Below are 23,096 nucleotides of genomic sequence, written 5' to 3'. Positions count from 1 at the left end.
GCGATGCCTCCAGGTGTGTTTACGACGGACCCCAGCTTCCGGTGTACCCCTCGGCGAAGTACGCCGCGCCGCGTACGGATTCGGTGAGCATCGCGAGTTCACCACGTTGGCGTTCGAGATCGAAAGGGGACGCGCCGTCGATCGAGTGCAGCAGGGTCGTCGCCCAGTAGGAGAAATGCTGAGCCTTCCACACTCGATCGAGTGCGCGGTCGGTATAGCGACGCAGCGATTCGTCGGTCCCCCGGGCGAAGTATTCGTCGATGACCTCGTGCAGTACGCGCACATCCGCGAGCGCGAGATTCAACCCCTTCGCGCCGGTCGGCGGGACGGTGTGGGCGGCATCGCCTGCCAGCAGGAGTCTGCCGTGGCGCATCGGCGCGGTGACGAACGAGCGGAACGGCAGCACCGTCTTTCCACTGATCGGCCCCTCTTGCAGTGCGAAACCATTGCCGTTGACGCGGCGGCGCATCTCGGCCCAGATTCGTTCGTCATCCCAGTCTTCGGGGCGTTCGGTGGGCGCGCATTGGAAATACATCCGCTGCATAGTCGACGTGCGCTGGCTGACCAGGGCGAAGCCGTGTTCGGAGCGGGCATAGATCAGTTCCGGATGCGACTGCGGCGCCTCGGCGAGGAAGCCGAACCAGGCGAAGGGGTATTCGCGGAACCATTCGGTGCGCAGGCCATCCGGGAAGGCGTGACGGCAGATCGAACGTGAACCGTCGGCCCCGACGATCAGATCGGCTGCCAGCCGGGCCAGGCGGCCGTCCGCCTCGGTGAACGTCACCATCGGAGGATCGATGGAGACCTCGGTATCCCGTACGCCATAGCGGACATCACCGCCATCGGTCTTGCGGCGGTCGGCGAGATCGATGAACACATCGGTCTGCGGATACAGCCACACGGATTCGCCGACCAGTTCCCGGAAATCGATCCGATGGTTGTCACCGTCGAAGCGCAGCACCACACCGTCGTGCCGGTCGCCGTCGGTGAGTACGCGATCGGAGACGCCGGAATCCACCAGCATGCGTACCGAACCCGCCTCCAGGATGCCCGCGCGAATGGTGGTCGCGATCTCCTCGTGCGTGCGGACATCGATGACGACCGAGTCGATTCCGGAGCGATGCAACAGATGTGACAGCAGCAGACCCGCCGGGCCCGCGCCGACAATGGCGACTTGCGTGCGCGTAGTCCTCATAGGGCGAACCCCTTCGAAGTGTCCAGGGTGGCGGCCGGTTCCACCGACCGAGTGCTGAACCGGGACACCGCCGTCATCGCGAGCATGCCGACGCCCGCGACCGCGGCGAAAAAGTAGAAGCCCCACGGGTATGCGGATCCGGCGACGATGAGCCAGCCGGTAATACTCGGACCGAATATCGCGCCCAGTCGACCCACACTCGAGGTGAGGCCGAGCGCGGTAGCCCGCACCTCGGCGGGATATACCTGCGTGACGTAGGCGTAGATGAGCGCCTGCGCCGAGAACACGAAGATGCCGGTGACCAGTACCAGCGCATTGAGGAGCACGGTGCTGGAGACTTTGACGCTCAACATGGCCAGCAATATGGCGGCGGCCGCAAACCAAACGAGGACAATCGGTTTCGTGCCGCGGCGGTCCGCGAGCGGACCGGCGATCAGCAGCCCGACGATCGCACCGACATTCAGCACCAGCAGCAGCGTCAACGAGGTCGACATGTTGTACCCGGCGTCACGCATCAGCTTCGGCAACCAGGTGTTGAGTCCGTAGACCAGCAGCAGGCCCATGAACGAACCGACCCACACCCCGAGTGTCGTGCGCAGATAACGCGGTGCGAGCAGCACGGTCGGCCGAACCCGTTCCGGAGCGGCCTTGGCGGCCAGATATGCCTCGGATTCGGGAAGTTCGGCCCAGATCAGCGGCAGCAGCAGGAATCCCGCGATGCCGCCGAGATAGAACAGCGGCTGCCAGTGCGGAACGAGCTGTAGCGCGAGGAGCGAGGTGAGCACCGCGCCGACGTGATAGCCGGTCATCGTGATGGTGCCGATGAAGGCACGGCGGGTGGCGGGTACCTGCTCGGCCATGAAGGTCAGCGCCGTCGGCAGACAGGCGCCGAGCCCGATCCCGGCCAGTAGGCGGAATACGCCGAAAACGGTGATGGATCCGGCCACGGGGACGGCGGCGGTGAATGCCGAGAACAATGCGATCGAGGCGAGAAGCACCTTGCGGCGGCCGTAGCGGTCGGCGATCGGCCCGACCACCGCGGCGCCGATGGCGACGCCGACCAGCGAGATCGTTGCGGCGAATGTCGCACGCGCCGCGGTGAATCCGATGTGGTGGTGCTCGATGAGGGTGGGAATGACGGCGCCGAGCACGACCAGGTCGTAGCCCTCGAGCAGGACGATGAGCCAGCACAGCACGGCCGGCCACGACGACAGCTTGTTCATGATGATTCGTTTCTGCAGATTCGGACCGGTCATAGCGGGCCCTGATTGTGATGGCTCTCACGCTAGAATGACCGCCAATCAGAAATCCAATTGATATTTTTCTCGATCCACATAGAGGAGATCTATGGCAGCCGAGTTCGATCTGAACCTGGTGCGCACCTTTGTGCTGCTGTACGAGACCAGGAGTGTCACGGCCGCCGCGGACCTGCTCGGGGTCACCCAGCCGACGGTCAGTTACGGGCTCGGCAAATTGCGGCGGCGGCTGCGCGACGAACTGTTCGTGCGCGGCCCGGGTGGACTGGTACCGAGCGCGGAGGCCGAGCGGCTGTATCCACCACTGCGCGCGGCAATCGCGGGCGTCGACGAAACGCTCGGCACCGCAACCGAATTCGATCCGAATCGACCGGCACGGTTTACGCTCGGGCTCTCCGATCTCGGCGAGGTGACGGTGCTGCCGCTGGTGCTCGCGGAACTCGCGGTACGGGCACCGCGGGTGACCCTGCAGGTCGAGGCCTTCGATGTCGATACCGCGACCGATCGGCTGGCCCGCGGCGAGGTCGACGCGATGGTGGCCAGTCCGATCCTCGATTCACCTCGGCTGACTCGGACGCCGCTGTTCAGCGAGGGCTATGCCGGGCTGGTCGCGGCGCGCCACCCTCGGCTGCGCGGTGACGGGCCCACCCAAGCCGAACTGGATCGTGAGCGGCATATCGTCGTCGAGGGCGTGACGGGCCACCCCGGCCCGCGCAAGGCGCTGCGCGAGCACCATCTCGAAGACCGCGTCGCGGTGCGCGTCACCCGATTCGCCACCCTGCCCTATGTGGTGCAGGACAGTGAGCTGGTCGCGATCGTGCCCGAACGGGTGGCACACGCTTTGGCGCGCACCCATCCCGTGCGCGTGTTCACCCTTCCGTGGCCCATCGAGCCGGTGGAGGTGGCGGCCTATACCCGGCGCGCTCCCGGCCGGGCGGCGGCCCAGGGTTGGTTTCTGGAGGTGGTTCGGGCGGCGCTGGAGAATCTGCCGTCGGTCAGCCCAGCCGCGTAATCGGTTTCGCGGCGGTGAGATCCGCTTCGATTCGGTGCGCGGCCGTCTGCAGCCGCGGAATCAGTTCGGCCCGAATGGATTCGATGCTGCGGCGGGAGGCGTGCGTCGAGATATTGATCGCGGCGATCACGCCCGATCGATCGCGGATGGGGGCCGCGACCGACCGCAGACCTTCCTCCAATTCCTGGTCGACGATGGAAAAGCCCTGTGCGCGAACCGTTTCCAAGGCGGCGCGCAAGGCGTGCTGATCGGTGATGGTATTGGCGGCCAGCCGGGCCAGTGGTGTGCGCGCCAGATAGGCGTCGAGCTCGGCAGCCGGGAGTCCGGCCAGCAGGATATGGCCCATGGAGGTGGCGTAGGCGGGGAAACGGGTGCCGATATTGATGCTGACGGTCATGATCCGGGATGCGGCGACCCGGGCGACGTACACCACATCCGGACCGTCGAGCACCGATACCGAGCTGGATTCGTGCACGTCGGCGGAGAGCTGTTCGAGATGCGGCTGCGCCACCTCGGACAGGCTCATGCTGGACAGATACGAATAGCCCAGTTCCAGCACCTTCGCGGTGAGCGAGAAGCGTTTGCCGTCGGTTCGGACGTAGCCGAGATCGGCGAGGGTCAACAGGAACCGGCGTGCGGCGGCGCGGGTGAGTCCGGTCAGGCGCGCGACATCGGAGAGCGTCAGCTGCGGGTTCTCGGCGTCGAATGCCTTGATGACCGCGAGGCCGCGTTCGAGCGACTGCACATAGTGGGTGCCGCGCCGGTCGTCGTCGTTACCGCCGGTCGTCATCGTCGTCCTCCTCGACAGGGTGCTACAGGGCGGTATCGTCCCCGAGTTCGGCCAGCACCTGCTGCCCGATCGCGAAGGCGGCATTGGCCGCGGGCACGCCCGCGTAGGCGCCGGTGTGCAGCAGTACTTCGGCGATCTCGGCGGCGGTGAGACCGTTGGTGATCGCGGCGCGGACATGCATCGCGATCTCCTCGTGCCGCCCGAGGGCGGTGAGCACCGCAAGGGTAACGCAGCTGCGGGTGCGCCGGTCCAGGCCCTCGCGGGTCCAGATCGAGCCCCAGACCGACTCGGTGATGTACTCCTGGAACGGCCTGGTGAATTCGGTGGTCCTGGCGACGGCGCGATCGACGTGATCGTCGCCGAGCACTTCACGCCGGACCGCCATGCCGCTATCGGCTCGTTCGTTCACGAGTCCTCCTTCAGGTGAGCGAGAATCAGATCGTTGACCGCCTCCGATGCCTCGGCACTGGCCAGATGTGCACCGGGGCCGACGATTTCGAGGCGCGCGTGCGGGATCGTGTGCGCGATGCGCTGTCCGTGCTCCGGTGGAATGGCCGGATCCTGGGCACCGGCGATCACGAGTGTGGGTGCGGTGATCGATGACAGCTGGTCCGCGATATTCATCGTTTCGATTGCCGCGCAACAGGATGCGTAGCCGTCGGAGTCGGTGGCCGCGACCATTTCCTCGTAATAGCGGGTGCGCTCCGGATGGTCCACGCGCCACTCCGGGGTAAACCAGCGTTGAACGACTGCGTGTGAAATCGACTGTGTCCCTTCGGCTCTGACCAGTGCCGCCCGTTCGGCCCAGCCGCTGGGCGGGCCCAGTTCGGCGGAGGTGCAGCACAGCGTGAGCGTGCGCAGCCGGTCCGGCACGTGCTCGCCGAGCCACATGCCGACCATGCCGCCGAGGGAGAGTCCGACGAAATGCGCTCGCCCGACCCCGAATCGGTCGAGCAACCCGATCACATCGGAGCCCAGATCCGTCAGCGTGTACGGGCCAGGGGGGACCGGGGATCCGCCATGTCCGCGGTGGTCGTAGCGCAATACCCGATACCCGGCGGCGGTCAATGCGGTGACCTGCGGATCCCACATCCGCAGGTCGCTGCCCAGTGATCCGCTCAGTACGACGGGTTCGCCGTCGTCGGGACCGTTCGTGAGGCAGTTCACCTCGACGGCGCTCACGACTGCGCCTGCCGAATCCGCAGGCTGCCACTGGGCGTCAGCGCGACCGGTTGGTAGTCATCGGGACCATTCAGGGGGCAGTTCACCTCGACGGCTCCTCCGACCGTGCCTGCCGAATCAGCAAGCCGCCCCGGCGATCTACGCGCGACTGGTTCCTTGTGGGGACCATCCGGGATGCGGTGCATCACTACCACGCTCATGACTCCGCCTCGCTGGTGCTCGGCTTTTGGGTGGCCAAGGTGACGATTGGTCGGTCGCTCATGATCGGTCCTGCCAGTCTTCGAGTGCTCGTTCGATGAACTTGCGCGTCGACCCGAGGTACCGCGCCGGATCGAGCAGTCTTTCGATCTGTTCGCGTTCCAGATACTTCCCGACCACCGGATCGGCGGCGAGCAGATCGGCGAGTGGGTCTGCACCGGCGAGAGCGGCCTGGCAGCACTGCGTGACGGCATCGCCCGCGGTATGCCTGCCGACCTCCCCGTCGGATGTCGAAACCAACTCGGCCACCACGTTTTCCGCGAGTGCGAGGCCGCCGGTGAGTTCGAGGTTGGCGCGCATGCGCTGTGGATCGACTCGAAGTCGCTCCAGGCTGATACGCAGCCAATGCACCGCGGAACCGGTGGTCCGCAGCAATTCGACATAAGGTCGCCATTCCGCATGCCACGAGCCTGCCGCGCGCTGATGTTCGTGTGCGGCCGCGCCGAGCAGTGCGGCAACCAAACCCGGTGCCTGCCCGGCGGATCCGGCGGCAAGCACGGCGGCGACCGGATTGCGTTTGTGCGGCATGGTCGAGGAGCCGCCCGTACCCGCCGGGCCCTCCTCGTGGACTTCCGCGACCTCGGTCTGCGCCAGCAGGGTGATATCGCGGGCGATCTTGGCCACCGCCGCACAGGTCTGACCGAGCGCTCCGGCGATCTCGGCGATGCGGCCGCGCTCGGTATGCCACGGCAGGGCCGGTTCGGCCAATCCGAGCTGCCGCGCGAGTTCGCTCAGGACGGCAATCCCGTTGTCGCCCAAGGAAGCCAGTGTGCCTACCGCCCCGCCGAACTGCACCGCCAAGCGGTGGCGCCGGATGTCGTCGAGCCGGTCCCGCGCCGCGGCGATACCGCCGAGCCAGCCCGCCCCGGTGAGGCCGAAGGTGACCGGCGGGCCCTGCTGGAGCAGGCTGCGCCCGGCCAGCACGGTGTCGGCGTGGATTCCGGCGAGGTGCGCCAGCTGGGCCGCGCATGCGCGCAAGTCGTCATCGAGCACCGTCAGCGCCCGGTGCGTCACCAGCATGGCGGCGGTATCGCCCACGTCCTGGCTCGTCGCGCCGAGGTGCACATATCCGGCCGCATCGCCCGCGACGCGTGCGGTCAGTGCCCGCACCAGCGGCCCGGCCGGATTGCCGATGCCGACCGCCTGCGCACCGAGCTCAGCGATGTCGTAATCATCTGCAATGCAACAGCTTTGGATCGCGGCGGCGGCCTCGGATGGAACGACCCCGGCCGCGGCCGAGGCGGCCGCCAGCGCGCCTTCGAAGTCGAGCATGGCCTGCACCCATGCCCGGTCGCCGACCTGCGCCGCGACCGGACCGGCCGCGAGCACAGCGTCGAACAACCCGTCAGACATCGAAGAACACCGTCTCGCGCTCACCTTGGAGGTACACGTCGAAAACATAGCCATCGGGACCGTCGGCGGCGATCAGCGTGCCACGACGCTCCGGCGGCACCGCGGCCAGCACCGGATCGGTCGCGTGCTGATCGGCGTGCTCGGGGAAATAGATGCGGGTGACCACTCGATGCAGCAGACCACGGGCGAACACCGACACATCGATATGCGGGGCCTGCCCGTCACCGAGTGCGCCGGGAACGACGGTGTAGACAGCGAATTCGCCCGCTCGGGTGTCGCTGCGTGCGAATCCGCGGAAGTATTCGCGGACACCGCGACCGTCGTCGGGATGCGCGATATGCCCGTCCGGGTCGGCCTGCCAGATCTCGACCATGGCGTCATCGATCGGCTCGCCGACGGCGTCGAGTACCCGGCCGCGAATCCACACGGCCTCGGGTGTGCCCAGCGGTACGGCATACGGGCCGTCGTCCCACGTCAGTCCGATGTGCAGGTAGGGGCCGACGGTTTGCGAAGGCGTGGTGGGCAGATTAGTCATCGTCCTCGTCGTCCTCGAAAGGCGTGGCGTCGCGGCCACGCAATACGATGTCGAACTCGAACGCCAGCGCCCGCTCGGGTTCGCTGCGGTCGAGATCGAAGCGGCTGATCAGCAGTGGGCGAGCGGCCTCGGGCACCGAGTTGAAGATGGGGTCCTGGGCGAACAACGGATCGTCCGGAAAATACATCTGGGTGACCAGTCGCTGGGTGAAGGCGCGCCCGAACAGCGAGAAGTGGATGTGCGCGGGCCGCCAGGCATTGTGGTGGTTGCGCCACGGATAGGCGCCGGGCTTGATCGTGGTGAACTCGTAACGGCCAGCGCCGTCGGTGAGCGTGCGCCCGGCGCCGTCGAAGTTGGGATCCAGCGGACAGTCCCACGCGCCCCGGTCGTGGCGGTACCGGCCACCGGCATTGGCCTGCCAGATCTCGATCAGCGAGTTGGGGATCGGCTTGCCGTCACCGTCGAGCAGTCGGCCGTGCACGATGATGCGCTGCCCGAGCGGTTCCGCGCGGTGCTGCGCGGTCAGGTCGTTATCGGTCTCGGCGAGCCGGTCCGCGCCGAGCACCGGAGCGGTGAGTTCGGTCAGCCGCTGCGGCAGCAGGACCAGCGGCTCTTTCGGATGCCGAAGGGCGGTGGACTTGTAGTCCGGGGAGTCCAGCGGCGGGTGGGTGCCTGCCGGATCCTTTCTATAGCCTTGCAGCGCACGGGTTTTCATGATGTCGCCTCCAGAACAACGGCCAGCCCCTGGCCGACGCCGATACACAATGCGGCCAGTCCCCACCGGCTGCCGCTACGCCGCATTTCGCGGGCGAGTTGGTTGATGACGCGTCCGCCCGACGCGCCGAGCGGGTGGCCGATCGCGATCGCACCACCGTTGACATTGACGATGCCGGGATCCAACTCCGGCCAATCGGCCAGGCAGGCAAGCGATTGCGCGGCGAAGGCCTCGTTCAATTCGACCACGCCGAGATCGGCCGAACCGATTCCCGCGCGCCGCAGGGCGATGCGCGCCGCTTCGACCGGACCGATACCGAACACGTCCGGATCGACGCCGGCCGCGCCGCGTCCCGCGATCCGCGCCAAGGGGGCGCGGCCGAGCCGATCGGCCAGGGCTTCGTCACCGAGCAGCAGGGCGGAGGCGCCGTCGTTCAGTGGTGAGGCGTTTCCGGCGGTGACGGTGCCGTCCGGCCGGAACGACGGTTTCAAGCCCGCCAACCGCTCGACGGTCGTTTCCGCCCGCAGCGACTCGTCGCGAGCCAGTTCGGTGCCGGGCACGGCGACGACATGATCGTCGTAGAAGCCGTTGTCCCAGGCCTTCGCGGTGAGCTGATGGCTGCGCGCGGCGAATTCGTCCTGCGCCGCACGCTCGATTCCGTAACGGCCCGCGAGGATTTCGGTGCTCTCGCCCAAGGACACCGTCCACTGCGCGGGCATTGCCGGATTCACCAGCCGCCAGCCCAATGTGGTGGAGTGCAGTGTTTCGTTGCCAGCTGGAAATCCCTTGGCAGGCTTGGACATAACCATGGGCGCGCGGCTCATCGATTCGACGCCGCCGACGACAACCGTTGCCGCATCGCCGGTTTCGATCATCCGGGCGGCCTGCACCGCGGCGTCCATACTCGACCCGCACAGCCGGTTCACGGTCGTGCCGGGCACCGAGGTCGGCCAATCCGCCAGCAGCGCTGCCATGCGTGCCACATTGCGATTATCCTCGCCCGCCTGGTTCGCCGCCCCGAAGACGACCTCGTCCACCGTCGCGGGATCCAGCTCGTTGCGCTCCGCGAGCGACCGCAGCACGGCAGCGGCGAGGTCATCGGGCCGGATGCCGCTCAGCGCACCGCCGTACCTGCCGAACGGGGTGCGCATACCGTCGTAGAGAAATGCGCTGGTCATGAGGCGGCTTTCAGTGCTCGCAGGGTGGTGAGTTCCATGGCCGTCGGTGGCTCGCCGATTTCGAGATCCGGCGCGACCCGCAGTTGCCACCCGGTGGCCTCGCGGACCTGCTCGACGGTCACGCCCGGATGCACCGCCACGAGGATCAACTCGCCGGTGTCGTCGGGCCGCATCACTCCGAGGTCGGTGATCACCAGGGTCGGGCCCGCGCCGCGCAGGCCGAGCCGGGCGCGCTCGCCGTTACCGCGACCGTGCCCGATTGAGGTGATGAAGTCGACCTGCTCGACGAAGGATCGGCGCGACTGGCGCACGACGACGAACACCTCGCCACAGGAGGCGGCGATCTCGGGCGCGCCACCGGCTCCCGGCAGGCGGACCTTGGGATGGGTGTAGTCGCCGCCGATGACGGTGGTGTTGATATTGCCGTACTTGTCGAGCTGCGCGGCTCCGAGGAACCCGATATCGATCCGACCCGGCTGCAGCCAGTAGTTGAAAATTTCCGGCACGCTGATCACGGCGTCGGCGGTCTCGGCGAGCACACCGTCACCGATGGAAGCGGGCAGCCGATCCGGCTTCGAACCCAATGTTCCGGATTCGTAGATGAGGACCAGATCGGGCGCGTGGGTGTTGCGTGCGAGATTGGCGGCCGTCGACGGCAGCCCGATCCCGACGAAACACCGTTTGCCCGCACCGAGTGCCCTGGCGGCGGCGATCGTCATCATCTCGTCGGCGGTGTATGCCGTTTCCATTGTGGCGGTGCGGGTTTCGGCGATGGTCATACTGTCTCCGTGGTGGCGGTGTACACGTTTTCGTCGAGCCAGCGGGTGAAGTGGTCTCGGTCTCGGCCGATCGCGTCCCATGCCTCGTAGTAGGCGTTGTCGCGTTCGGAATAGCCCTGCGCGTAGGACGGATGCGCGCCACCGGGCACCTCCGCGACGGCGGTCACCGCCCACGCGGGCAGCACGATCGCGCCGGGCACCGGTGTCAGTTCGTCGACGATCTCCTCGACCGTGACCAGGCTGCGGCGGGCGGCGAGCACCGCCTCCTTCTGCACCCCGAGCAGCCCCCACAGCTGCACATTTCCGGCCCGATCGGCGCGCTGGGCGTGGATGACCGTGACATCGGGATTGATCGCCGGAACCGCGGTCAGCTGCTCACCGGTGAACGGGCAGGTGATCGGTTTGATGGTGTCGGTGACCGTCGGCAGATCGGTGCCGACGTATCCGCGCAGCACAGCGAACGGCAATCCGGACGCCCCCGCGACATAGCGATTCGCCATACCGGCGTGGCTGTGCTCTTCGATATCCAACGCCGTGGGCCAGGCATGCTGTACCGCGTCGCGGAACCGGTGCAGCGAGCCGACGCCCGGATTGCCGCCCCAGGAAAAGATCAGCTTGCGTGCGCAACCGGCCCCGATCAGCTGGTCGTAGACGATGTCCGGCGTCATCCGCACCAGCGTCAGATCCCGCCTGCGCTGGCGGATGATCTCTTGCCCGGCGGCCACCGGGATCAGATGTGTGAACCCTTCCAGCGCGACCGTATCGCCGTCGCGGACGAGTTCGCCGACCGCAGCTGCCAAGGAGGCAATCCTGGCCATATCACTCCTCATTCGAAATCGTGGAAACGCGACCGAGCCGAATCCAGCACTTGCCCGGGGTGGATCGCACCGCGGCGAAGGCTCGATCGGCGTCGTCGAGTGCGAATTCGGCCTGCAGCACCCGGCTCGGTGCGATCGCACCGGAGTCGAGCAGGGCCGTGGTGTCGGCGAAATCGCTCGGGGTCATCGATCTTGTGCGCAATACGTACATTTGGTTGCTATGCGAACAGCATAAGCCGAATCCGATGGCGACTCAAGTCCCATATATCGATTGATGGCATGGTCGAGGACAAACTCGGCGCGGCCGCCGCCAGCGGCTGGATCGGCGGTGCGCTCGAGTACTACGACTTCTTCATCTACGCGCAGGCCGCCGCGCTGGTCTTCCGGTCGAGCCGTTCTGGCGTCCCTGGCCACCTCCGGCGTCGGCTACGTCGCCCGGCCGCCGGGCGCATTCGTGCTCGGTCACTGGGGTGACCGGCACGGCCGCAAGAACGTGCCATGATCGTGGAGCACGCACCGTTCGGGCGACGCGGATTCTTCACCGGCTTCGCGCTGCCAGGGGCAGGCCGGTCGAATCCATACTGCCGCAGCGTTTTTGCCGATTTCGGCGCTGTTGCCCGATGACGCGTTCCAATCGTGGGGTCGGCGAATTCCGTTCCTGCTCAGCGTCGTTGTGCTGTTCCCCGGTTATCTGATCCGGCGCCGGTCGCGACGAAACTCCCGCATTTCAGGCCGAGCAGGCACAGCAGGAGATCGTCGCCTCGCCCCGCTGTCACGCGAGGATTACTCGCGCCTGCGCGCCGAGGCGATCGCGGCGTAAGAATGCGCGGTGCGGGTGGGTCAGGCGGCGAAGAGGCCGACCAGGGTGCCACTCGCGATGACGTGGTCCGTGATGGTGGAGCGGACCACGTCGGCCGTGGTTTCCTTGGTGAATCCGGGCTTTTGGTCCAGGGCGTAGAGGCGGAAGAAGTACCGGTGCGGCTGGTCGCCGACCGGCGGTCGCGGACCGCTCCAGCCGATTTCGCCGAAGTCATTGGGACCTACGACGGCCGTGGGCGGCGGCGCGTCCGCCCGGACACCGGTCGCGTTCGGCGCGATGCCGGTCATCAGCCAGTGGGTGAACGGGCCGCCCGGTGCGTCCTCGTCCTCACACAACAGGACGAGCTCTTCGGCGTCGTCGGGGATGCCACTCCACTCGAGCGGCGGGACCACGTTTCCGCCGTCGTAGGAGTAGCGGTCCGGGATCGTCGCGTGGTCGGTGAACGCGGCACTGTGCAGGTCCGCGCGGGCCGGCGTCCGTTGCACGTCGGATCGCTGGCTGGTGGGATTCGCCATAGTTTCCTCCGGTCGATCGATGGTTCGAAGGCTGCCTCGGAATCGGAGAGGTTCGCGCTGATCTCGTACTCGCCGAGCAGCGTCAATGTGCGGGTTACCGCTGGACTATCGGTTAAACCGTGGCTAATAGACGGCCTCGTACTTACCGGCCTGATCCGATGACATACCGGCCAGCCGCTGATCGATGCGCGCGAGCGTATCCGAGAGTGACTCGACCGACCGTTCCAGTCGATCCAGCCGGTCGGCTGTACCGTGCCTGGCCGTCTTGGGTGGGGCCGTTTCGGGGGACAACAGGAGCTCGCGCAGTGTGGGTGGCAGTTGTTCGAGGGCGTGCTCCAGCGTGCCCGGGGAGAACCGGTCCCGCAGCGCCGCGCTCAAACAGGTCACCGTAAACGGCACATCGCCGTCGGAGATCGTGGCCTCCGCGGCGAAGAGCTGGACGAATTCGGATTGGTCGTAGCGTTTCGGCACGTCGCTCGGACGCCAGCCCTCGTAGTAAATGCCGCGCAACAGCTCCGGGAGCTGCGCGCCGAGATGCGCTGCCGCATCCACCGTCAGACGGTCACGCACCGTATGCAACCACGCGCGGAGCACGCGGTACGCGTAACGGCGATCACTGGTCCCCAGGCACTCCATAACGGTGTCGAGCCAGATTCGCGCTGTCTGTTCGGTGTGGGCGAATGGGTCACCTCCGCGGTTCATTTCGCCTTCCCTTCGGTCTCGTGAATCCACTTCCCAGGGTAGGCCGATCGAACCCGTTGTATATGCCATAACCGCAGCTCACGCCTATCCGGCTGGCCTGCGCTCCAGATCGGGCAGCGCCGTGGCGTAGCGGTCTTCGAGTTCGTCGAAGGCGTCACCGAGGTAGCGGGTGAGACTGGCGACATCGGGGAGGGCGGTGCGGCATGCGATGAAGCCGAAGTGCAGCCGACCGTCGTAGGACACCGCGGTGATATTGAGTGCTTCTCCCTTGAACAGCAGCGACAGGGGATACATCCCGACCATCCGTGCTCCGGCGAGATAGAGCGGCCGGTCGGGGCCCGGCACGTTCGACACGATCAGGTTGAACGTCGGCGGCACGTGGGCGACGGCGCCGGGGACGACTTGACGCAGAGTGTGCGGTGTCATGGCGACGATCGCGTAGCCGACCAAAGCCGCGTGCGGTAAGGCCGCCTGATGTTCCTTCGCCGCCCGCGTCGACAGGGCGATCCGCGCCAGCCGGGCCTCGGCATCGGGTTCGTCCGTGGCCGAGTCGACGAACATGATGCCGATCGAGCTGGCGGTCGCGGATCCCTCGGGTGCGATGGAGACCGGGCAGCCGAGCACCAACGGCTTATCGGGTAGATCGGCGATCTCGATCATGTACCGGCGCAGCGCCGTGGCGCAGGCGGTCAGCACGATGTCGTTGACGGTGGTGTCGCTGCGCTTCGTCAGTCGCTTGATGCGGCTCAATTCGATTGCTGCCGTGGCGATCTGGCGATTCGGTCCGATCTCGTCGACGTTGAGCGGCGATCGCGGTGCCGCGAACGGTCCGACCAGCGGCGAGTCCGTGCATCCGGCACGCCACAGGGTTTTGGTGGCACGCGCAATGGCGGTCAGAACTTCGACTCGACTCGATCGACGTCGGCCTGCGGTGGCTTTCGTCGGTGATCTGCGAACGGTCGCCCACACCGGGGCGGTGATCGGGGCGTCGGCGTCGGTGGCGAGGGATCGGCCGAAGAGGCGTACCGCGTCGACACCGTTGATCAACGCGTGATGTGCCTTCAGATAGATGGCGAACCGATTGTCGTCGAGTCCATCGATGACGTGCACCTCCCACATCGGTCGTCGAGCGTCGAGCCGATCCGAGTGCAGGCGTGAAATCAGTTGTGCCAGTTCGTGTTCGCCACCAGGTGCGGATAGAGCGTGGTGGTGCAGGTGGCGGTCTGTGTCGATGTGGTCGGTTGCTTCGAGTCGGGTGCGCCGCGGGAAGCGGCGATAGCCGAGCAGCGATCGGAATCGCGGATCGACATCGCGGTGACACCGGAATGCGGTCAGGATTCGTTCGACGACCGCGGTGGCCGGCTCGTCCTGCGCTGCGAAGATCGCCAGGGCCGCGACTTGCATCGGAGTTTCGGGCGATTCGAGCCACATCCAGAACGAATCGTCGAAGGTGAGGTGCTTGCGTCGTTTCTGACGACTCACGGTATTCCCCCTTCGTGCGCCAACGCGCTCGATAAAGAATTTCGGCGCGACTTCGACGGCGCATGATCGAGGTCGTAGACCCTCGCGATCCGGCTGCTTCCAGACCGAGGCTGCTCACCCTGATGATAATTTCATCATTACTGAGACATCTCGTCAAATCTGGATGCGCGTCATTCTGATGTTTTCATCATTTCCTCTTGACAGAGATGGTGATCGTGACTGATGATTTCATCAACAACGTCGTGGAGGTAGCTGTGACAAGCATCGACAAGGGGGTCGGCGCCGGACGGACGGTCCGGGTCGGCCAGCGTGAGGTCTTCTTCAGCGAGGTCGGATCCGGTCCCGCGGTGGTGCTGTTGCACGGCGGCGGACCAGGTGCGACCGGGCTGTCCAACTATTCGCGCAATATCGAGGCGCTGGCACAGCGGTTTCGCGTAATCGTGCCGGATATGCCGGGCTACGGGCGCTCCTCGAAGCATGTCGATCAGTCCGACCCGTTCGGCGACCTCGCGCGGGCGGTCGGAGGTCTGCTGGACGAACTCGGCGTGGACTCGGCGCACCTGGTCGGCAACTCCTACGGCGGTGCCGCCGCGCTGCGGTTGGCGATGGATCGGCCGGAAAAGGTGGGCCGAATGATCCTGATGGGCCCCGGCGGTGTCGGCTCCACCCGCGCCCTGCCGACCAAGGGTCTGCAGGAGTTGCTCGCCTACTATCCGGGCAGCGGACCGAGCCGGGAGAAGATCACCCGGTTCATCCGCGAGTACCTGGTCTTCGACGGCGCCGCGGTGCCCGACGAGCTCATCGAGCTGCGATTCCAGGCCAGCATCGATCCCGAGGTGATCGCGAATCCACCGCTGCGCCGTCCCTCCGGTCCGCTGGCCCTGCGGACGCTGTGGCGGATGGACTTCACCCGGGACTCCCGGCTGAGCGAGGTGGCTCATCCGACCCTGGTTATCTGGGGCACCGATGACAAGGTCAACCGTCTCGCGGGCGGCCGGATGCTGGCCGATGCGATGCCCAACTGCGATCTGTACCTGGCGGCCAACACCGGGCACTGGGTGCAGTGGGAACGCGCGGACCTGTTCAACGCACTGGCCACCGCATTCTTAGAGGCCTGACGATGAACGATTTTCTGCGCCCCAATACCGATGCCTCGGTGTTCGGCTCGGTGCACCTGGGATATGTTGCGGTGCAATCGAATCGGCTGCCGGACTGGCGTCGCTTCGGTGCCGAGGCGATCGGCATGCACGTGGACCAGGTCGACCCCAATGCGCTACGCCTGCGTCTGGACGAGCGCGCCTGCCGGTTCCTCATCCAGCGTGGTCCGGCCGAGGATGTCACCGCACTGGGCTGGCACATCGACGACGACGACACCTTCGACCGCATTATCGCCCGGGTGACAGATCGCGGTGTCCCGGTCGTCGAGGGCACCCCGGAGGAGACCGCGCTGCGTGGCGTGGAGCGTCTGTGGCGCTTTCCTGGCCCGAAAGGCATTGCGCAGGAAATCTTCACGGCCCCGATATCGACACCCGAACCACTGCGGATGCTCAGCTCCGGATGGGTGACAGGGGAGGCCGGTATGGGCCATGTCGCGATCGTTTCACGCGAACCGGAAGCGATGCGTGGCTACTACCACACGGTTTTCGACTCGCGACTGACCGATTACATCGATGAGAACGTCTCCGGGCTGAAGATGAAGATCCGATTCATGCGGGTCAACGAGCGCCACCATTCGATCGCCATAGCCAATATTCGCGGCGTCAAGATCGACCCGCTGCGAACCCGGGTGCAGCACATCAATATTCAGTCCGCGAGCTTGGACGACATGCTGGCGGCCTTTCAGCGCGTCACCGATCTCGGCTTTCGTATGCAGTGGTCGGTCGGGCAGCACACCAACGACCGCGAACTGTCCTTCTACTGCGCGACCCCGTCAGGCTTCGAACTCGAGGTCGGCTGGAACCCGGTTGTGATCGGTCCCGAACTCGAATCCACCTGGGAACCGACGACTTACCAGGGCATCAGCATCTGGGGCCACACCACGGTCGGGGAAACGGTGCTGGACAAATTCGCCCAATTCCGCCAGGCGCTGCGGACCTCGACCACACCGGAGATCACCGTTGCGCAACTCGCAGGAGGACTTTCACGATGAGTACGACCGACTACGACGTGGTGGTCGTCGGCCTCGGCCCGACCGGCCTCACACTGGCCAACCTGCTGGGGCGGCGCGGCGCGCGCGTGCTCGTCCTGGAGCGGGAACCGGAGTACTACGGACTCGCGCGTGCGGTCTACACCGACGACGAAGGTATGCGCATCTTCCAAACCGCTGATGCGGCAGACGAACTCGCGGCCGATATGAATATCGACTCCACCGTGCAGTGGGTGCGCGCCGATGGCCGGGTGCTGGTGCAGTTCCATCAGACCGACCGTCCGCTGGGGTGGCCGGTGGTGAATTTCCTCTACCAGCCCTACCTGGAGAACACTCTCGAAAGTGCCCTCGGCAGCTATCCACATGTAACTGTCTGTCGCGGACGTGAGGTCGTCGATTTCGACCAGGACGAATCCGGCGTGAACGTCGAACATGCCGAGTGCCGGGGCACCGGATACGGCAACCGCGCGCCGGATACCGACCTGCGGACCGCGGCGCGGGTGCGGGCGAAATTCCTGGTCGGCTGTGACGGCGGGCGCAGTGTGGTGCGCACGAAGCTCGGTATCGATATGAGCGGGACCAGCTTTCCCGAGCGTTGGCTCGTGGTGGACCTGAAGGCCAAGGACGGCATCGACGCATTCCGGCATCTGCCGTACTTCAACTTCGTCTGCGATCCGGCAATGCCGATCGTGTCCTGCCCACAACCGGATGGGCATCACCGCTTCGAGTTCATGCTGAACGAATCACAGACCAAAGAGGAGATGGAGGATCCGGACAACGTCCGTCGCCACATCGCGCGCTATGTCGATCCGGACGAGGTCGAAGTGTTGCGCAAGCTGGTCTACACCTTCAATGCCGTGGTCGCCGACCGCTGGCGGGACGGACGGATCCTCATCGCCGGTGACGCCGCGCATATGACACCGCAGTTCGTCGGACAGGGCATGAACTCCGGTGTGCGCGATGCCGACAACCTGTCCTGGAAGCTCACCGCCATCCTCGAAAGGGGTGCGGACCTGCGGATTCTGGACAGCTACGAGTCCGAGCGGCGGCCGCACGCCAAGGCGATGATCGATTTTTCGGTATTGAACAAGAACATCGTTTCCTTCGACAACAAGCTGGTTGCGGCGGCCCGGGATATCTCACTCACCACCGCGCTACGAGTGCCCGGGCTGGGCGGCTGGATTCGCGCCGCGAAGATGAAGCCCGCACCGCGCTTCCGTCGCGGCGCCTACCTGGGTCTACCCCGGCGCGGGCTGCGCGGCGTCGAAGGCACCATCGCCCCTCAACCGGATGTAAGGACCTATGACGGACGGCATCGGCGTTTCGACGATGTGCTCGGCCTCGGATTCGCGGTGATCGGCAACGGTGTCGATCCGCGGGCTGCGCTGGGTGCGGACGATGTGGCGAGGTTGCGGGACTGGGGCGCTCGTTTCGTCACCGTGTATCCGCTCGGCGGGCGACCGCAGGGCGAACCGGGTGACGGCCGCGCCACCGGCGACGACTACGCCGATATCGAAGATCACACCGGCGCTTTGACTCGCTGGTTCGCCAAGGCGAGCGTCGGGACCGGCGGTGTGGTGCTGCTGCGGCCGGACAAGTTCGTCTTCGGCACGGCCGGTGCCGGGCGCGGCGGGTCCTTGATCGCCGAACTCTTCCGACAGCTCGGCGGTCCGATTCCGGCGCCGACGCAAGTACCGGACCGCCATCTCGAGGAGGCTCGATGAGCACGACAGCATCGCACAGCGATTCGATGAGCGGTGGTGGTCGGACGACGGTCGGGCCAGCGACCGCGGTTCGTGCCGCGGCGGAACGGCTTTCCATCGCCACGACGACCGGAGCGCCGGTCGCGCCCGTCCGCGACCTCATCGGCCCCGATGACGTCGACCTGGCGTATGCGGTGCAGCGCATCGGTGTCCAGCACCGCCTGGCCGCTGGTGCCCAGCTCGTCGGACGCAAGATCGGACTCACCTCACCGGCGGTCCAGCAGCAGCTCGGAGTGAATCAGCCCGACTTCGGCGTGCTGTTCGGCGATATGAACGTTACCGAAACCACTGCGGCACAACGACCCTCGCTATTGCAGCCGAAGATCGAGGCCGAACTGGCCTTCATGCTGGGTGCCGACCTCGATATCGAACAGTTGGATTCGATCAGCGTGCGCGGTGCGGTGGACTACGCGGTCGCCGCCTTGGAGATCGTGGACAGCCGCATCGCCGACTGGGATATCAGTTTCGCCGATACCGTCGCCGACAATGCGTCCAGCGGCTGGTTCGTCCTCGGTACCGAGCGACTGTCACTGGCCGATTTCGAACCGCGCGAGATCGCGATGAATATGGCGATCGACGGCGAAATCGTCTCGACCGGAACGGGTTCCGCGTGCCTCGGCGATCCGCTCAACGCACTGGCCTGGCTGGCCCGCACCGCCCGCGACTTCGGCGATCCGCTACGCGCCGGTGAGATCGTGCTGTCCGGTGCGCTCGGACCGATGGCCCCATTGCGGCCCGGTGCCCGGGTTCGGTCCGAATTATTCAGTGGCACACAGACACTCGGTGCCGTCGATTTCACGCTGGAGGAATTATGAGCGGCACCAAAGTCGCCGTCATCGGCTCGGGCAATATCGGTACCGACCTGATGTTCAAGGTGCTACGGCTGTCGGAAACCCTGGAGGTGGCCGCCATGGTCGGCATCGATCCGGACTCCGACGGACTGGCCCGTGCCGACCGGCTCGGCGTACCGACAACCGCGAGCGGTGTCGACGGACTGATCGCCATGCCGCATTTCGACGAGATCGATATCGTTTTCGACGCCACCTCCGCCGGAGCGCACCGCGCCAATGCCGCCGCGCTGCAGCCGTACGGGAAACGCCTGATCGACCTGACTCCGGCCGCGATCGGCCCGTTTGTCGTGCCTGCGGTCAACCTGGACCAGCACCTCGACGCCCTCAACGTGAACATGGTGACCTGCGGTGGCCAGGCCACCATCCCGATCGTCGCGGCGATCTCCCGGGTCACCGATGTGCCCTACGCCGAAATCGTCGCCTCGATCGCATCGAAATCCGCGGGACCCGGCACCCGCGCCAATATCGACGAATTCACCGAGACGACCGCGCAGGCGATCGAAGCGGTCGGCGGCGCTACCCGCGGCCGGGCGATCATCATCCTCAATCCGGCCGAGCCGCCGCTGATCATGCGCGACACCGTACTCGCGCTGATCGGCGATCCGAATCCAGAAACCCATGCGGCCGTGCGGGAATCGATCGAGTCGATGATCGCCGAGGTCGCCGCCTACGTGCCCGGTTACCGGCTGAAGCAGGACATTCAGATCGCTCCCGCCACGCAGTCGGAAACTCTCGTCGGCGATACCGTTGTCACCCATCAGGTCTCGGTATTCCTCGAAGTCGAAGGCGCGGCGCACTATTTGCCGTCCTACGCCGGAAATCTCGACATCATGACCTCGGCCGCGCTGCGCGTCGCCGAACACCTTGCCGCAGTACCCGTTTCGGTGCCGATCGGGGAGAGTGTGTAATGCCCGAAGTATTTTTGCAAGATGTGACTCTGCGCGACGGTATGCACGCGCTGCGCCACCACATCACCCCGAAAAACGTTGCCGCCGTTGCCGCGGCGCTCGATGCCGCGGGCGTCGACGCGGTGGAGGTCGCGCACGGCGACGGTCTGCACGGCAGCAGCCTCACCTACGGACCGGGCAGTCACACCGATTGGGAGTGGCTCGAGGCCGCCGCGAGCGCATTGCGCCGCGCCCGGCTGACCACACTGCTGCTCCCCGGCATCGGCACCATCGACGATCTGCGCCGCGCCTACGACCTCGGCGTGCGCTCGGTGCGGGTGGCCACGCACTGCACCGAGGCCGATATCTCCGCTCAGCACATCGCCTTCGCCCGCGAAATCGGCATGGACGTCTCCGGCTTCCTGATGATGAGCCATATGAACACCCCCGCCGGGCTCGCCGCACAGGCCAAGCTCATGGAAGCCTATGGCGCACACTGCGTTTACGTCACCGACTCGGGTGGGCGGCTCACCATGGACGGGGTCCGCAAACGGGTCCGTGCTTACCGTGCCGTGCTCGACGAGGACACCGAGATCGGCATCCACGCGCATCAGAATCTGTCGCTGTCGGTCGCCAATAGTGTCGTCGCCGTCGAGGAGGGCGTGACCCGCGTCGACGCCTCGCTGGCCGGGCTCGGCGCGGGGGCGGGCAATACGCCGCTCGAGGCATTCGTCGCGGTCGCCGACCTGCAAGGCTGGCAGCACGGTGCGGACCTGAACCGGCTCACCGATGCCGCCGACGATCTGATCCGACCGCTGATGGAGCGACCGGTGCAGGTGGACCGGGAAACGTTGACGCTCGGCTACGCCGGGGTCTATTCGAGCTTCCTGCGCCACGCCGAAAAGGCTTCCGCCACATACGGAATCGATGTCCGCACGCTGCTGACCGAGGCCGGACGCCGCGGTCTGGTCGGCGGACAGGAAGACATGATCGTCGATATCGCACTCGATCTGACCGCCGTAGCGGGATGACGAGGGATTGCTGGCATGAATAGGAAAGGTGAAGCTCTGTGAACAGTCCTCGGCCCGGGGCCCCGCTGGCGGTCAATCGTCGGCGCGCACTCGGTAGCGTTGTCGTCGGCACTTTCGGTGCGGCTGCGATGACGTCCTTACCGAATGCCCAGGCGGCTCCGGCCTCGGTCCGCGCCCAGCAGGCCGCGCCTTCGGGCACCTACCGCATCGATCTGCACGCGCACTTCCTGCCGCCGGATTACCGTGCCGCACTGCTGCAGCACGGCCACTTGACCATCGGCGGCTACCCGACGCCGGAGTGGTCGCCGGAGGCGGCGATGGCATTCATGGACTACTACGGCATCCAGGCGCAGGCATTGTCGGTCTCGGATCCGGGTGTTTCGTTCCTCGCCGGTAAAGAGGCCAACGATATGGCCCGTTACTGCAATACCTATGCCGCCGGTCTGTTCCGATCGAATCCCACGCGGTTCGGTGCCTTCGCCGTGCTGCCGATGCCCGATATCGCCGCCTCGATCACCGAGGCGATCTACGCACTGGACGAGTTGCACCTCGACGGGGTGATCCTGCTGACGGCCTACAACGGCGTCTATCTCGGTGATCCGCGCTTCGAACCGCTGATGATCGCGCTGAACCAGCGCAACGCCTATGTCTTCGTGCATCCGGGCTCCATCCCCGACGATGCGAAACCGAAGCTGCCGCTGCCGGACTTCTTGGAGGCGTTCACCTTCGACACCACCCGCGCGGCCACCATGATGATGATGACCGGAATGACACAGCGCTACCCGAACATTCGTTTCCAACTCGCGCACGCGGGCGGCACGCTGCCGTTCCTGTCCCACCGGATCAGCGTGGCCTCGCAAACCGTGCTCGAGCAGCTGTGGCCGAAGGATCTGCCGAAACCGTCGGTGCTCGACATAAAGAACCAGATTTCGCGCTTCTACTACGACACCGCGCTCAGCGGTTCGGCGGCCGCGATGTGCAGCACGACCGCCGTGACGAGCCGCGACCACATCGTCTTCGGCTCCGATTGGCCCTTCAGCGCACTCACATTGCCGCAGAGTGGCTCCCACGATCCAGCCCCCGGCCTCAGCGATATCTTCGATGCCGATCAGCGTATGGAGGTCGAACACCACAATCCGCTGCGGCAACTACCGCGACTGGCCGCAGCGGTCAACGGCTGATCACAGCTGGGGCTGCGGCGGCAATTCGCTGGATACCAGCTTCTGCGCCGAGCGCTTGTTCATACCGAACATCCGCAGCACATGCAGGGTCATCTCGTCGGTGAGGGCGTCGGCGTCGGCCTCGGGCCGGGCGTCCAACAGTTGCAGTAGTCCAAGCAGCGCCCCGCCCGCGGCCATCAGCGCCATATCCGGGTCCATCGGCTCGAACCGGCCCGCCTCCTGGGCGGCCATGATGTCGCGGCGGGCCCGCGGGCCCAGGCCCTCGTCACGCAGCAGCACCGATGTACCGGAATTCAGGATCACCCGCACACCTTCCGGGATCTGGCGCTGCAGCCGCCCGGTCATCCGGAAGCTCACCGCGAATACCTCGGCGGGATCGTCGTACATGGCGACGATCTCGTCGCGCATCTCGCTGTAGATCTGCAGTACCGATCGCACGGCCTCGTCGAACAATTGCTCCTTGGACTGGAAGTGGTTGTAGAACGAGCCGAATCCGACATCGGCGGCATCGGTGATCTCCTGGATGCTGACCGCGGATCGCCCCTCCGACAGGAACTTCCGCGCCGCCCCGATCAGGGCATTGCGCGTCCGCTCGCGCCGCCTGTCGATGCGGTTGCCCACCACACCTGTCACCATGTCCTCTTTCC

25 protein-coding genes are annotated in these 23,096 nt (G+C 66.1%); 9 read left to right on the top strand and 16 right to left on the bottom strand.

Features of this window, described 5'->3' with window-relative positions; all coding sequences use genetic code 11:
- Positions 1–19 precede the first annotated feature (19 nt).
- Together ACQPZ2_RS33730 and ACQPZ2_RS33725 are read right to left on the bottom strand one after the other, a co-directional pair.
- On the bottom strand, positions 20–1,195 hold the full coding sequence (locus ACQPZ2_RS33730) for a 4-hydroxybenzoate 3-monooxygenase (protein ID WP_433522114.1): 1,176 nt from the start codon (positions 1,193–1,195) through the stop codon (positions 20–22).
- Positions 1,192–2,418 (bottom strand): MFS transporter, encoded by a 1,227-nt coding sequence (locus ACQPZ2_RS33725; protein ID WP_433522113.1) that lies wholly within the window; start codon positions 2,416–2,418, stop codon positions 1,192–1,194. Before ACQPZ2_RS33725 ends, ACQPZ2_RS33730 begins: the two co-directional genes overlap by 4 nt.
- Before the next feature lie 124 nt (positions 2,419–2,542).
- On the opposite strand from ACQPZ2_RS33725, the gene ACQPZ2_RS33720 reads away from it, so the two are divergent.
- The gene (locus ACQPZ2_RS33720) at positions 2,543–3,463 is read left to right on the top strand and encodes a LysR family transcriptional regulator (protein ID WP_433522112.1); all 921 of its coding nucleotides are present in this window, start codon (positions 2,543–2,545) and stop codon (positions 3,461–3,463) included.
- Here the strand turns inward: ACQPZ2_RS33720 and ACQPZ2_RS33715 are convergent.
- The 10 genes from ACQPZ2_RS33715 to ACQPZ2_RS33670 form a co-directional block, all read right to left on the bottom strand.
- The gene (locus ACQPZ2_RS33715; RefSeq protein ID WP_433522111.1) at positions 3,447–4,253 is read right to left on the bottom strand and encodes an IclR family transcriptional regulator domain-containing protein; all 807 of its coding nucleotides are present in this window, start codon (positions 4,251–4,253) and stop codon (positions 3,447–3,449) included. The two genes, ACQPZ2_RS33720 and ACQPZ2_RS33715, sit on opposite strands and share 17 nt — an antisense overlap.
- Positions 4,254–4,275: 22 nt before the next feature.
- Entirely contained in the window at positions 4,276–4,662 is a 387-nt protein-coding gene (gene pcaC, locus ACQPZ2_RS33710; RefSeq protein ID WP_062992341.1) for a 4-carboxymuconolactone decarboxylase, read from the bottom strand.
- Positions 4,659–5,435, bottom strand: coding sequence for a 3-oxoadipate enol-lactonase (gene pcaD, locus ACQPZ2_RS33705; protein WP_433522110.1), 777 nt, complete (start codon positions 5,433–5,435; stop codon positions 4,659–4,661). The genes pcaC and pcaD overlap by 4 nt, the downstream gene beginning before the upstream one ends.
- A 258-nt stretch (positions 5,436–5,693) precedes the next feature.
- Positions 5,694–7,046 carry a 3-carboxy-cis,cis-muconate cycloisomerase gene (gene pcaB / locus ACQPZ2_RS33700; RefSeq protein ID WP_433522109.1) on the bottom strand — a complete coding sequence of 451 codons (1,353 nt, stop codon included), beginning with the start codon at positions 7,044–7,046 and terminating at the stop codon, positions 5,694–5,696.
- The gene (gene pcaG, locus ACQPZ2_RS33695; RefSeq protein WP_433522108.1) at positions 7,039–7,581 is read right to left on the bottom strand and encodes a protocatechuate 3,4-dioxygenase subunit alpha; all 543 of its coding nucleotides are present in this window, start codon (positions 7,579–7,581) and stop codon (positions 7,039–7,041) included. Before pcaG ends, pcaB begins: the two co-directional genes overlap by 8 nt.
- Positions 7,574–8,296: a protocatechuate 3,4-dioxygenase subunit beta gene (gene pcaH / locus ACQPZ2_RS33690; protein WP_433522107.1), complete on the bottom strand. Its 723-nt coding sequence runs from the start codon at positions 8,294–8,296 to the stop codon at positions 7,574–7,576. The genes pcaG and pcaH overlap by 8 nt, the downstream gene beginning before the upstream one ends.
- A complete protein-coding gene (locus ACQPZ2_RS33685) occupies positions 8,293–9,474 on the bottom strand; it encodes a thiolase family protein (RefSeq protein WP_433522106.1) in 1,182 nt (393 codons plus the stop codon). Before ACQPZ2_RS33685 ends, pcaH begins: the two co-directional genes overlap by 4 nt.
- Positions 9,471–10,253 carry a CoA-transferase subunit beta gene (locus ACQPZ2_RS33680; RefSeq protein ID WP_433522105.1) on the bottom strand — a complete coding sequence of 261 codons (783 nt, stop codon included), beginning with the start codon at positions 10,251–10,253 and terminating at the stop codon, positions 9,471–9,473. Before ACQPZ2_RS33680 ends, ACQPZ2_RS33685 begins: the two co-directional genes overlap by 4 nt.
- A complete protein-coding gene (locus tag ACQPZ2_RS33675; protein ID WP_433522104.1) occupies positions 10,250–11,071 on the bottom strand; it encodes a CoA transferase subunit A in 822 nt (273 codons plus the stop codon). Before ACQPZ2_RS33675 ends, ACQPZ2_RS33680 begins: the two co-directional genes overlap by 4 nt.
- A gap of 1 nt (position 11,072) precedes the next feature.
- Entirely contained in the window at positions 11,073–11,258 is a 186-nt protein-coding gene (locus ACQPZ2_RS33670) for a hypothetical protein (RefSeq protein ID WP_433522103.1), read from the bottom strand.
- A gap of 92 nt (positions 11,259–11,350) precedes the next feature.
- On the opposite strand from ACQPZ2_RS33670, the gene ACQPZ2_RS33665 reads away from it, so the two are divergent.
- Complete coding sequence (locus ACQPZ2_RS33665) at positions 11,351–11,545, top strand: hypothetical protein (protein ID WP_433522102.1); 195 nt, start codon at positions 11,351–11,353, stop codon at positions 11,543–11,545.
- A gap of 366 nt (positions 11,546–11,911) precedes the next feature.
- On the opposite strand, the gene ACQPZ2_RS33660 is transcribed toward ACQPZ2_RS33665, so the two are convergent.
- The 3 genes from ACQPZ2_RS33660 to ACQPZ2_RS33650 form a co-directional block, all read right to left on the bottom strand.
- Positions 11,912–12,406: a YbhB/YbcL family Raf kinase inhibitor-like protein gene (locus tag ACQPZ2_RS33660; RefSeq protein ID WP_433522101.1), complete on the bottom strand. Its 495-nt coding sequence runs from the start codon at positions 12,404–12,406 to the stop codon at positions 11,912–11,914.
- Positions 12,407–12,529: 123 nt separating this feature from the next.
- Positions 12,530–13,108, bottom strand: coding sequence for a DUF2267 domain-containing protein (locus ACQPZ2_RS33655; protein ID WP_433522100.1), 579 nt, complete (start codon positions 13,106–13,108; stop codon positions 12,530–12,532).
- Positions 13,109–13,192: 84 nt separating this feature from the next.
- Positions 13,193–14,590: a wax ester/triacylglycerol synthase family O-acyltransferase gene (locus tag ACQPZ2_RS33650; protein ID WP_433522099.1), complete on the bottom strand. Its 1,398-nt coding sequence runs from the start codon at positions 14,588–14,590 to the stop codon at positions 13,193–13,195.
- A gap of 263 nt (positions 14,591–14,853) precedes the next feature.
- Between ACQPZ2_RS33650 and ACQPZ2_RS33645 the strand changes: the two genes are divergently transcribed.
- Genes ACQPZ2_RS33645 through ACQPZ2_RS33615 form a run of 7 tightly spaced genes read left to right on the top strand, consistent with a single transcriptional unit; the run spans position 14,854 to position 22,449 of the window.
- Positions 14,854–15,708, top strand: coding sequence for an alpha/beta fold hydrolase (locus ACQPZ2_RS33645; RefSeq protein ID WP_433527596.1), 855 nt, complete (start codon positions 14,854–14,856; stop codon positions 15,706–15,708).
- Positions 15,709–15,710: 2 nt separating this feature from the next.
- A complete protein-coding gene (locus tag ACQPZ2_RS33640) occupies positions 15,711–16,739 on the top strand; it encodes a VOC family protein (RefSeq protein ID WP_433527595.1) in 1,029 nt (342 codons plus the stop codon).
- Entirely contained in the window at positions 16,736–18,460 is a 1,725-nt protein-coding gene (locus ACQPZ2_RS33635) for a bifunctional 3-(3-hydroxy-phenyl)propionate/3-hydroxycinnamic acid hydroxylase (protein WP_433522098.1), read from the top strand. The genes ACQPZ2_RS33640 and ACQPZ2_RS33635 overlap by 4 nt, the downstream gene beginning before the upstream one ends.
- Before the next feature lie 26 nt (positions 18,461–18,486).
- Positions 18,487–19,314 (top strand): 2-keto-4-pentenoate hydratase, encoded by an 828-nt coding sequence (locus ACQPZ2_RS33630; RefSeq protein ID WP_433527594.1) that lies wholly within the window; start codon positions 18,487–18,489, stop codon positions 19,312–19,314.
- Positions 19,311–20,258, top strand: a complete 948-nt coding sequence (locus tag ACQPZ2_RS33625; protein WP_433522097.1) for an acetaldehyde dehydrogenase (acetylating) — start codon at positions 19,311–19,313, stop codon at positions 20,256–20,258. The genes ACQPZ2_RS33630 and ACQPZ2_RS33625 overlap by 4 nt, the downstream gene beginning before the upstream one ends.
- Positions 20,258–21,268 carry a 4-hydroxy-2-oxovalerate aldolase gene (dmpG, locus tag ACQPZ2_RS33620; RefSeq protein WP_433522096.1) on the top strand — a complete coding sequence of 337 codons (1,011 nt, stop codon included), beginning with the start codon at positions 20,258–20,260 and terminating at the stop codon, positions 21,266–21,268. The genes ACQPZ2_RS33625 and dmpG overlap by 1 nt, the downstream gene beginning before the upstream one ends.
- Before the next feature lie 38 nt (positions 21,269–21,306).
- Positions 21,307–22,449: an amidohydrolase family protein gene (locus tag ACQPZ2_RS33615; protein WP_433522095.1), complete on the top strand. Its 1,143-nt coding sequence runs from the start codon at positions 21,307–21,309 to the stop codon at positions 22,447–22,449.
- On the opposite strand, the gene ACQPZ2_RS33610 is transcribed toward ACQPZ2_RS33615, so the two are convergent.
- The gene (locus ACQPZ2_RS33610; protein ID WP_433522094.1) at positions 22,450–23,085 is read right to left on the bottom strand and encodes a TetR/AcrR family transcriptional regulator; all 636 of its coding nucleotides are present in this window, start codon (positions 23,083–23,085) and stop codon (positions 22,450–22,452) included.
- Positions 23,086–23,096 lie beyond the last annotated feature (11 nt).

Origin of the sequence: Nocardia pseudovaccinii, assembly GCF_050942345.1 — a bacterium.
Lineage (GTDB): Bacteria > Actinomycetota > Actinomycetes > Mycobacteriales > Mycobacteriaceae > Nocardia > Nocardia pseudovaccinii.
Note: the sequence above shows the minus strand (reverse complement) of the source record. Positions and strands in the feature narration are given on the sequence as shown.